This window comes from Streptomyces sp. NPDC057428, from assembly GCF_042803195.1.
Lineage (GTDB): Bacteria > Actinomycetota > Actinomycetes > Streptomycetales > Streptomycetaceae > Streptomyces.
Genome location: NZ_JBHVCT010000133.1, coordinates 1 through 10,373, shown reverse-complemented (window position 1 = coordinate 10,373; position 10,373 = coordinate 1). Strand labels below are relative to the sequence as shown.

Below are 10,373 nucleotides of genomic sequence, written 5' to 3'. Positions count from 1 at the left end.
GCGATCTCTCGCGGGGCCCGGGGCCGTTCTGGCGCTCGACGCGTTACAGAGCGACACCGAGCAGGGCGTCCACGGTGCGGGAGACGACGCCGGGCGCGCCCTCGTCCGTGCCTCCGTCGGCGTTCTGCCGGGCCACCCAGCGGTCCACGGCGGCGAGGGCGGCCGGGGCGTCCAGGTCGTCGGCAAGCGCCTCCCGCACCTCCTCGACCAGGGCCTCGGCGGAGTGTCCGTCGGGCCGGGAGACGGCTGCACGCCACCGCGCAAGGCGCTCGACCGCGTCGGCGAGCACCTGGTCCGTCCACTCCCAGTCGGACCGGTAGTGGTGGGCGAGCAGGGCGAGGCGTATCGCCGCGGGGTCGACGTCGTCCCGGCGCAGGGCCGAGACGAAGACCAGGTTGCCCTTGGACTTGGACATCTTCTCGCCGCCGAGGGCGACCATGCCGGCGTGCACGTAGGCGCGGGCGAACGGGTGCTCGCCCGTCAGCACCTGGGCGTGCGAGGCCCCCATCTCGTGGTGCGGAAAGGCCAGGTCGGAGCCGCCTCCCTGCACGTCGAAGCTCATGCCGAGGTGGTCCAGCGCGATCGCGACGCACTCGATGTGCCAGCCGGGCCTGCCGCGGCCGAGCGTGCCCCCGTCCCAGCTCGGCTCGCCCTCACGGGCGGCCATCCAGAGCATCGGGTCGAGCGGGTTCTTCTTGCCGGGACGCTCCGGGTCTCCCCCGCGCTCGGCGGAGAGCAGCCGCATCGCCTCGGCGTCGAGGTTGGAGACCTCTCCGAAGTGGGGGTCGCTCTCGACGGAGAAGTAGACGTCGCCGTCGAGTTCGTAGGCGGCGCCCGCGTCCCGGAGGCGTTCGACGAGCGGGACGATACCGGGTATCGCCTCCACCGCCCCGATGTAGTGCTTCGGGGGAAGCATGCGCAGAGCGGTCATGTCCTCCCGGAAGAGGGTGGTCTCGCGCTCGGCGAGCTCGGTCCAGTCCTCGCCGTCGCGCACGGCCCGCTCCAGCAGCGGATCATCCACGTCGGTCACGTTCTGGACGTAGTGAACCTGCCGCTTGGTGTCGAGCCACACGCGCTGGACGAGGTCGAACGCGTTGTAGGTCGCCGCATGACCCATGTGGGTCGCGTCGTACGGCGTGATGCCGCAGACGTAGATGCGGGCGACGGGACCGGGGTCAAGGGTGATCCGTCCGCCGGTCGCGGTGTCGTGGATCCGAAGGTCGCGGCCCTTGCCAGGCAGGGCGGGGACCTCAGAAGCGGGCCAGGCATGCATGTCATGAGCGTAACCGGACGACGCTTCCGGATACGAACCGGATGGCGGATCGGGGCCGAAGAGGCGGTCTTGCGCGAAACGCGTCCGCCGGCTGTCCCTTCCTCCACATCGCCTCCCGGCGTCCCTCCGTCGGCACCATGCGCGCGGCACACTCGTCCGTCAGACCGGGGGCCAGGGGATCGAGGGCCACTCGCCACTGGGCTGCGGGTGGTGCCCGGACGTACGCAGAGCGTCCACGCGTGCCCGCAGGGCGTCGAGCTCCGCGGGCGTGATCAGTTCCGCCAACCGGGCGGCCAGCGCCGTACCGGGGGCCAGACCGGCGGACAGCCGGCCGAGCACCTCCGCGGCTTCCTCCGTCAGCGGCTCGCCCGCCCATCCCCACAGCAGCGTCCGCAGCTTGTCGTCCGCGTTGAAGGTGACGCCGTGGTCGATGCCGTACAGCCGGCCGCCGGGCGCGGGCAGCAGGTGCCCGCCCTTGCGGTCCCCGTTGTTGATCACCGCGTCCAGCACGGCGAGCCTGCGCAGCCGGGGATCGTCCGCGTGCACCAGCAGCGCGGTCCGCCCCTCCCCCACCTCGGCGAACCCGACCGCCTTCCAGCCGTCACCCGGCTCCTCGTCCTCGACGAGCGCGAGGAGCGGCGGCAGTCCGTGTGCTTCGTCGGGGAGGCCGTCCGTGGCCTCCTCCGCCTCGATCCAGAGCTGGCACATCCCCTCGCCGTAGGGACCCTCGCGCAGCACTGTGGGGGGCACGAGGCCCCAGCCGGTGGCCTCGGAGATCTCGTAGGCCGCGACCTCACGCTGGGCGAGGGTGCCGTCGGGGAAATCCCACAGCGGCTGTTCCCCGGCGACCGGTTTGTAGACGCAGGTGCGTTCCTCACCCTCGTACGCCACCGTGCAGTAGAGCACCGCGTTCGACGCGCCCCTGACCTGCCCGAGGACCGTGAGCTCACCCTCGGCGAGCAGGGTGCGCAGTCCGGCCTCCGTCAGGCTCCGCGACGGTATCCGTTCTGGCGCGGGCATACGTGTCCTTCCGGATCTAGGGGGAGGCTGCACAGCGGGCAGGGCGGGCGGCCCGCGTTCACGACGTCCAGGGCCCGCTTGGCGAAGGCACGTGCCTGCGCGCCGCTCAGCCGGACGCGGAGCATCGGCGGGCCGTTCTCCTCGTCCTGCAGGAGCCTTTCCTCCGCTTCGGCGAGGTCGTCGTCGGAGCCGGCGTCCAGCTCGACGAGGGCCTGCGCCTCGACGATCATGCGCTGCTCGTCGCCGTCCCAGGCGAGCGCCATCGTGCCGACCCTGAACTCCTCCTCCACGGGGGCGTCCAGCGGGGCGGTGTCGGCGACGTCCATGGGTGCGACGGCCGGCACGGGTGAGTTGCCGCCGGTCCGCCGGACGACCTCGTCTAGGAGTTCGTCGATCCGTTCGGCCAGCGCGGCGACCTGGGTCTTCTCCAGGGCCACGCTCGTGACCCGTCCGCTGGAGGTCGCCTGCAGGAAAAACGTACGGCGGCCAGGCAGCCCGACCGTACCGGCCACGAAACGGTCCGGGGGGTCGTAGAGGAATACCTGACGGGACACGTCCTGTCTCCCTTGAAAAGTGATGGTGAATGGGGGTCGGCCCCGGCCCCTGCGGGATTTCCCACGAGGCCGCTACGGCCCGTCCACCCTACTGCGCGGAGCGATCACGGCGCCCCAGCACCGCCCCCGACGGCCGCATCCGTGGTCGTGTCACCCGCCGCGTCGGCCCCGAGAGCCTGCTCCCGCGGCGCGAGGGACGCGAGATCGCCGGTGTCGCCGAGGCGGAGGAGGAAGGGCCGCAGCCTGGTGTAGCGGATCGCGGTGACCGAGCACGGGTCCGCGTGGATGCGCTGGAAGAGGTCGAGGTGCATGCCGAGGGCATCGGCGACGATCGCCTTGATGATGTCCCCGTGCGAGCACATGACGTAGGTGGCGTCATCGCCGTGCTCGGCCTCGATACGGGCGTTCCACTCGCGCACCGCCTCGACGGCACGCGCCTGCATGCTCCGCATGGACTCACCGCCGGGGAACGCCGCGGCCGAGGGATGCTGCTGGACGACCTTCATCAGGGGTTCGTCGGAGAGCTCGGCGAGCTTGCGGCCCGACCACTCCCCGTAGTCGCACTCGCTGATCCGGTCCTCCGTGTGCGACACGAGGTCCGGACGGGCGTCCAGGAGCGGCTGGAGGGTTTCGCGGCAGCGCTGCAGGGGGCTGCTGACGGCCGCAGCGAGGGCGATGCCGGACAGCCGGCCCGGGAGGGCGGCGGCCTGCGCGGCGCCGCGTTCGTCGAGGGAGACCCCCGGAGTCCGTCCGGCGAGCACTCCGGCGGTGTTGGCGGTCGAGCGTCCATGGCGTACGAGGATGAGCGTGGGCATGCCTGCCAGCGTAAAGGTGCGTGGAAGCGTGCGGGCGGGGAAGAATGCCGCAGGTGATCGTCGACTGCCGAATTTACCGGGACGGGCGCAGGACCGATGGCCCTGCCGACTTCTCCGATGCCCTGGACGAGGCGCGGGCCGCGGGCGACGCGTTCGTCTGGATCGGGCTGCACGAGCCGACGGAGGAGGAGTTCGAACACGTCACCAGTGAGTTCGCACTGCACCCCCTGGCGGTCGAGGACGCCCTGCGCGCCCATCAGCGGCCCAAGCTGGAGATCTACGACGACTCCCTGTTCGTGGTCATCAAGCCGGTGGTCTACGAGCAGGAGAGCGACACCGTGAGCGCCGGGGAGCTGATGCTCTTCATAGGGGACTCCTTCGTGGTCACGGTGCGCCACGGTGAGGGCGCGCCGCTGGCTGCGGTACGGCGGCGTCTGGAGGCCGAGCCGGAGGTCCTCAAGCACGGGCCCACGTCGGTGCTGTACGCGGTCAGCGACGCGGTGGTCGACCACTACATCGAGGTCGCCGCCGAGCTCCAGGTCGACCTGGAGGAGCTGGAGGCCCAGGTGTTCGCACCGACCGGCTCCCGCGACACCACGAACACGGCAGCGGCCATCTACACCTTCAAGCGACAGGTGCTGGAGTTCCGCAGGGCGACCAACCCGCTGAGCGGTCCTATGGCCCGGCTCTCCAGCGCGGGTGTGCCGTTCGTCGACACGGGCTCGCAGCCGTTCTTCCGGGACGTGAACGACCACCTGACCCGTGCCGTCGAGCACGTGGAGGGTCTGGACCGGTTGCTCTCGGACATCCTCTCGGCGCACCTGGCGCAGGTCGGTGTGCGGCAGAACGACGACATGAGGAAGATCTCGGCCTGGGCCGCCATGGCCGCGGTGCCGACCCTGGTGGCGGGCATCTACGGCATGAACTTCGAGCACATGCCGGAACTCGACTGGGTGTGGACCTACCCCACGGTGGTCGCACTGATGGGCGTCGCGGTCTTCAGCCTGTACCGCATGTTCAAGCGCCGCGGCTGGATGTAGGCCCCGTGGTCGTCGGCCCCGTGCTTGTCAGGCGTACTCGGTCTCCGGGGCGGCCGGGCTCCCGAGCGCGTCCCGCAGCGCGGGCTGGCGCAGGCTCACCATCCGCTGCCAGCCCACCATCCGCTCGTACGCGTACACCGCGTGAATGCCGGAGGCCAGCATCGCGCTCCTGGCGCGGGACCAGCGCAGCACCCCGCCCATGTGACGCATGACGGCGAGGCTGACGTCTCGGTAGACGCGGATCTCCGCGCGGGCGCACTCGCGCAGGACCGACTGGATCGTCCGGCCGTGTCCGGCCCTGGCGAGGCGCAGGAGTTCCTCGTGGCAGTACGCGAGGTGGTTGTCCTCGTCGCGCGAGATCATCCTGACCGCGCGGCCGAGCACGGGGTGCTTGGAGAAGTGGCGCAGGAGGAGCCGCATCTGTTCGGACGCCCGCTGCTCGGTGACCCTGCTGTGGGCCAGGTAGACGATGATGTCCCGCTCGGTGAGGGGCTCCTCGCGGCTGAGCCGGTCGTGGGCCAGGCCGATGCCGTGACGCTCCAGCAGGAGGGTGTAGTCGGTCTCGTAGGGCACCGACACGGCCTGGAGTCCGCGCTGCTTCAGCAGGGCGTTGAAGATCCGGCCGTGCTTGTCCTCGTCGGCGCCGTGCCGGGCCGCCTTTGGGGCAAGCTCACGCAGTCCCGGGGGCATCAGGGCGGCGATGCGTCCGTTCTCCCAGCCGCCCTGGGCCTCGCCGCCCGCGGCGATGGAGCAGAACAGCCGGAACGACTCGTCGTTGTCGAGGATCTCCTGGAACAGACTCTTTGCAGAGAGCATCCCTGCCACCTTTCGCACCGGTGTCCGCAGAGACACAGTCAAATTCGGCACGGGCCGGCAGGCAACACGAGCGGGTCCGGACGGGGCCGAACGGGCGCCACCGGCTCCCGGACCTGAGGGGGTACCGGGCGTAACCGGGAGCCGCGCGGGGCGTTGTTCCTGTGACGGCCGTGGCGGGGAGAACCCCCGAGCCCCCACCACGGCCCTAGTGCTCCCCCGCTCCCCCACCCGCTTCGGCCCGGCTCCCCGGCGGACGCGGTTACGCCGCGACGCCGGAACGCTCCAGGGCGTCGGTGCCCGCACGCAGGGCGGCGAGGCGTTCGTCGAGCGTGAAGCCGGCGGGGGCGAGCGTCAGCGTCGTGACACCGGCCTCCGCGTACGCCCGCATCCGGTCGGCGATCCGCTCCACCGAGCCGAGCAGCGTGGTCTGGTCGATGAGCTGGTGCGGCACGGCCGCCGCCGCGCCGGCCTTGTCGCCGGACAGGTACTTGTCCTGGATCTCGGCCGCTTCCTTCTCGTACCCCATGCGCTGGGCGAGCTGATTGTAGAAGTTCTGCTTGCGGCTGCCCATGCCGCCGACGTAGAGCGCCGTGTAGGGGCGGAACATGTCGGCCAGACCGTTGACGTCGTCGCCGATCGCCAGCGGCAGGGTCGGGCAGACGTCGAAACCGTCCATCGTCTTCCCGGCCTTCTCACGTCCGGCCCGCAGGTGCTTGATCGCGGTCTCCTCGATGTGCTCGGCCGACGGGAAGATCAGGAGGGCGCCGTCGGCGATCTCGCCGGTCTGTTCGAGGTTCTTGGGGCCGATCGCGGCGATGTACAGCGGGATGTGCTCGCGCTGCGGGTGGACGGTCAGCTTGATGGGCTTGCCGGGGCCGTCGGGCAGCGGCAGGGTCCAGTGCTCGCCCTCGTAGGACAGCCGCTCACGGGACATGGCCCGGCGCACGATCTCGACGTACTCGCGGGTGCGGGCCAGCGGCTTGTCGAACTTGACGCCGTACCAGCCCTCCGAGACCTGCGGTCCCGAGACACCGAGACCGAGGCGGAAACGGCCCCCGGAGAGCGAGTCGAGCGTGGCCGCCGTCATGGCCGTCATCGCGGGCTGGCGGGCGGGGATCTGCATGATGGCTGAGCCCACGTCGATGGACTCGGTCCGGGCGGCGACCCAGGCGAGCACCGTCGGCACGTCGGAGCCGTAGGCCTCGGCGGCCCAGCAGACGTCGTAGCCGAGCCGGTCCGCCTCCTGGGCGACGGCGAGGTTGTCGCCGTCCATGCCCGCACCCCAGTAACCGAGATTGATGCCGAGCCGCATAGCCACGCTCCCTCTACTGATCAGTAACGTTCCTGTGCCCGGGACTCTAGCGCGCGGGTCCGGAATCCGGCAGGCTCGCCCGCGGGCGCCCGGTTGTCCACAGGCTTCCACCGGGTAGGGCCCTGGCCAGTAATCTCAGCGCCCATGGAGCAGAGGCATCTCGGCCGCACCGGCCTTCGTGTGTCCCGTATCGGGCTGGGCACCCTCACCTGGGGCCGGGACACCGACGAGCACGACGCCGCCGACCAGCTGAAAGCCTTCTGGGACGTCGGCGGCACCCTCGTGGACACCGCCGACGTCTACGCCGGCGGGGAGGCCGAGAACCTGCTGGGGCGTCTTCTGGACAAGCTGGTGCCCCGGCAGGATCTGGTCATCTCGACGAAGGCCGGCAGCGTGGCCGACCCCTACCGGCGCTTCGACGGCTCGCGCGGACACCTTCTCACCGCTCTGGACGCCTCCCTCAGGCGGCTCGGGACGGACTACGTGGACCTGTGGCACATCCACGCGTTCGATCCCGTGACTCCGCTGGAGGAGACCCTGCAGGCGCTGGACCTCGCGGTGTCGTCGGGCCGCGTACGGTACGCGGGCGTCTCCGACTTCAGCGGCTGGCAGCTGGCCAAGGCCGCGACTTGGCAGCTCGCCGCGCCCGGCCAGCGCACCCGGCTGGCGTGCACCCAGATGGAGTATTCGCTGCTGCAGCGGGGCGTCGAGCGGGAGGTGCTGCCGGCGGCGCTGGATCTCGGGGTCGGGCTGCTGCCGTCGTCGCCTCTGGGCCGCGGGGTGCTGACGGGCAAGTACCGCACCGGCACCCCGTCGGACTCCCGGGGCGCCTCGGAGCAGTTGGCTCCGTTCGTCGAGCCCTATCTCGACGAGGCGGCGGGCCGGATCGTGGACGCGGTGGCCACTGCCGCCGACGGTCTCTCCACGACACCTCTGCAGGTCGCCCTCGCCTGGGTGCGGGACCGGCCGGGGGTGGTGGCCCCGGTCGTCGGCGCGCGCAACGCGCGGCAGCTGACCGAGGCGTTGTCAGTGGAGGCGCTTAGTCTTCCTGACGAGATCTGCCAGGCGCTCGACGATGTGTCGGCGCCCGTGCACCGCTATCCCGACCAGGACTGGAGCACGCTGTGACTGCGCTTCCCCGGGGAGAATCCCCGGACCCCGCCGCCGAGGACGACGAGGGCCGCGAGGGCATCGGCGACGAGGCCGCGGCCCGCTCTCCCGGCGAGCACGGCACCGAGGTCGCGGACGGTGCGGACGCACCACAGGACGTCGGCCCCGCGCAGGACGCGGAAGAGACAGCGGCCGCGCAGGACGCCGAAGCGGGCACGGAGACCCCGGGAGAGACCGGTGCGGGCGCGGAGACCGACCAGGACGCCGCGCAGACCGCGACGACCCCCGAGTTGTCGGAAGCCGCGGCCGAGCTGGCCGCGCAGCGTGAGCTGCGCCTGCGGATCGAGCAGCGCAAGGCCGGCAAGGAGGGTCCCGTCGCGGCGGGCGCCAAGCTGAGCGGCCCGGCCGCCGATCTGCTCGCGGCCGTGCGCGCCGTGGAGAGCGGCGAGAAGCCGGGTACCGCCTTCTTCGACTCGCCCGCGGCCGCGCCGGCGCCCCGCCGGGCTGCCTCACAGGCCACTCCCGCGCCCGCCCGGTCGGCCACGGCTCCCGAACAACCCGCCGTGCGGGGCGCGTCCCCGGAGGCGGCCGCATCGGCCGCGACGGTGCTCGCCGAGGGCGGGGCTCCTGAAGCGCTGGCGCGTCCCGCGGCTGTGACGCTCGGCGAGCAGGCGGCCGTGATCCTCCGGGAGGACCCCTGGCAGTTGCTGTCGGTGCCCGGTGTCCGCCCCGAGCAGGCGGACGGTTTCGCGCGGGCGCTGCTGGGCGGGGACTGCGGCCCCGACGACGAGCGGCGCACGGCGGCGCTGGTGGGCTGGCTGCTGGAGCGGGCGGCGCTGCGGGGCCACACGGCCCTGGACGCCGCCGAGGTGCGCACGGCACTTGCCGGATTCGCGGTGACCGACCCCGGCTCGGCCGTCCAGCACGCCGTGGCCGAGGGCGTCGTGCTGGTCTTCCAGGACGACGAGGACGACGAGGACGGCACGGAGACGGAAGAGGCGGCCGGTCAGCGGGAAGACGCCGTGGAGGACTGCGAGGGCGGGGCGGAGGACGGTACGCCGGTGCGCGTCCTGCTCGGTCTCGACCGGTACGCCCTGGCCGAGGAGAGCCTCGCCGACGGTCTGGCCAGGCTGGTCAACTCAGTCGAGAAGGGCGCCGACTGGGCGGAGGCCGCCGCCGGTGCCCCATCGGCTTCGGCGGCCGAACTGATCCGGACCGCCGCGACCGCGGGCCTGGTCGCGCACAGCGGCGGCGAGAGCGCCCGGTCCGAGCCCGCGGCCCTGATCGCCGCCGCGCGCGGACTCGGGCTGCGTGCCGTCGGCACCACGCACAGCGTCGACGGGCGCAACCGGCTGGCGGCGGCCGTGGGCGACCCGCAGGCCGCGGTAACCCTCGCCGCCCTGCTCTCCGGGGATGCGGGCCCCGGGCGGGACGCGGACGGTGCGCTCGCCGTCGATCTGCTGGTCGTCCTGGACTCCCCGCAGCTCGACGTGGAGACGGCCGCGATGCTGGTGGAGTCCCTCGCCGACGGCACGCGGCTCGTGCTGAGCGGCGATCCGGGGGTTCTGGCATCCGCGGGAGCCGGCCGTGTGTTCGCGGACGTGATCGCGGCACGCGCCTGCCCGCACGTGGTCTCGCGTACGCCCGACCCCGGTCCGATCGGTGAGCTGGTCTCGGGCATCGGCATCGGGGAACTCGCACAGGTCGAGGCGCCGGGCAGGGAGGTGGTGATCGTGCCCGTCCGCGACGCGGGCGAGGCGGTCCACCGCACGGTGCAGCTCGTCGCGGACTCGGTGCCGCGTGCCATCGGCGTACCGTCATCGGACACGCAGGTGATCACCGTCGGGCACGGTGGCTCAGCGGGGACGACGGCGCTGAACACGGCACTCAAGCAGCGGCTGAATCCGGGGCCGGGGCGGTTCGGGGGCTTCGACCCGGGCGACCGCGTGATCCACGTGCCCGCACCGGGCAGGGCCGTGCCTGGTGCGGTCGTCTCCGCCGATGCCGAGGGCCTGCACCTGGACTGCTCCGGCACACCCGCCGTCGTGCCGCAGGACCTGGTGGAGACGTCGGTACGTCACGGCTGGGCGCTCAGCGCCCACCAGGCGGCGGGGATGCGGTGGCCCGCGGTCATCGTCGTCCTGCCGGGCGATGCGGCAGGAGGGCTCAGCCGGCCCTGGGTGTACACCGCGTTCAGCCGGGGTGAGCGGCACCTGTCCGTGGTCCACGGCGTGGACCAGGCGCTGCCCCGCGCGGTGGCGGAGGTCCCAGCCCAGGAGCGGACGACGCGGCTGCGCCCCCTACTGGAGGCGCTGCCGACTCCGGACGCCTCGTAGCCGCGACTGCCGACCTGCTTTCTCCGGACGATGACGACGTCCGCGCCGGGTGAGCGGCCGGATCATGACGACGGCCCCGGTGCGCGCCGAGCGCACC

At 72.3% G+C, this 10,373-nt stretch carries 9 protein-coding genes; 3 read left to right on the top strand and 6 right to left on the bottom strand.

Going from position 1 to position 10,373, the window contains the following annotated elements; genetic code table 11:
* Positions 1-43 precede the first annotated feature (43 nt).
* The 4 genes from mshC to ACFU5K_RS29730 form a co-directional block, all read right to left on the bottom strand.
* A complete protein-coding gene (mshC, locus tag ACFU5K_RS29745; protein WP_384067165.1) occupies positions 44-1,273 on the bottom strand; it encodes a cysteine--1-D-myo-inosityl 2-amino-2-deoxy-alpha-D-glucopyranoside ligase in 1,230 nt (409 codons plus the stop codon).
* A gap of 159 nt (positions 1,274-1,432) precedes the next feature.
* Positions 1,433-2,293 (bottom strand): SCO1664 family protein, encoded by an 861-nt coding sequence (locus tag ACFU5K_RS29740; RefSeq protein ID WP_384067162.1) that lies wholly within the window; start codon positions 2,291-2,293, stop codon positions 1,433-1,435.
* On the bottom strand, positions 2,257-2,847 hold the full coding sequence (locus ACFU5K_RS29735; RefSeq protein ID WP_384067159.1) for a DUF3090 domain-containing protein: 591 nt from the start codon (positions 2,845-2,847) through the stop codon (positions 2,257-2,259). The genes ACFU5K_RS29740 and ACFU5K_RS29735 overlap by 37 nt, the downstream gene beginning before the upstream one ends.
* Positions 2,848-2,951: 104 nt before the next feature.
* Positions 2,952-3,662 (bottom strand): histidine phosphatase family protein, encoded by a 711-nt coding sequence (locus tag ACFU5K_RS29730; protein WP_384067156.1) that lies wholly within the window; start codon positions 3,660-3,662, stop codon positions 2,952-2,954.
* A 44-nt stretch (positions 3,663-3,706) separates the two neighbouring features.
* Between ACFU5K_RS29730 and corA the strand changes: the two genes are divergently transcribed.
* Positions 3,707-4,702: a magnesium/cobalt transporter CorA gene (gene corA, locus ACFU5K_RS29725; protein ID WP_384067153.1), complete on the top strand. Its 996-nt coding sequence runs from the start codon at positions 3,707-3,709 to the stop codon at positions 4,700-4,702.
* 27 nt (positions 4,703-4,729) lie between these two features.
* Here corA and ACFU5K_RS29720 read toward each other — a convergent pair whose 3' ends face one another.
* Positions 4,730-5,518 (bottom strand): ferritin-like domain-containing protein, encoded by a 789-nt coding sequence (locus ACFU5K_RS29720; RefSeq protein ID WP_384067150.1) that lies wholly within the window; start codon positions 5,516-5,518, stop codon positions 4,730-4,732.
* 259 nt (positions 5,519-5,777) lie between these two features.
* Positions 5,778-6,830, bottom strand: a complete 1,053-nt coding sequence (locus ACFU5K_RS29715) for an LLM class F420-dependent oxidoreductase (protein ID WP_384067147.1) — start codon at positions 6,828-6,830, stop codon at positions 5,778-5,780.
* Between the two features lie 144 nt (positions 6,831-6,974).
* On the opposite strand from ACFU5K_RS29715, the gene ACFU5K_RS29710 reads away from it, so the two are divergent.
* Together ACFU5K_RS29710 and ACFU5K_RS29705 are read left to right on the top strand one after the other, a co-directional pair.
* On the top strand, positions 6,975-7,958 hold the full coding sequence (locus ACFU5K_RS29710; protein ID WP_384067144.1) for an aldo/keto reductase: 984 nt from the start codon (positions 6,975-6,977) through the stop codon (positions 7,956-7,958).
* A complete protein-coding gene (locus ACFU5K_RS29705) occupies positions 7,955-10,276 on the top strand; it encodes a helix-hairpin-helix domain-containing protein (protein WP_384067141.1) in 2,322 nt (773 codons plus the stop codon). The genes ACFU5K_RS29710 and ACFU5K_RS29705 overlap by 4 nt, the downstream gene beginning before the upstream one ends.
* Positions 10,277-10,373: the final 97 nt, after the last annotated feature.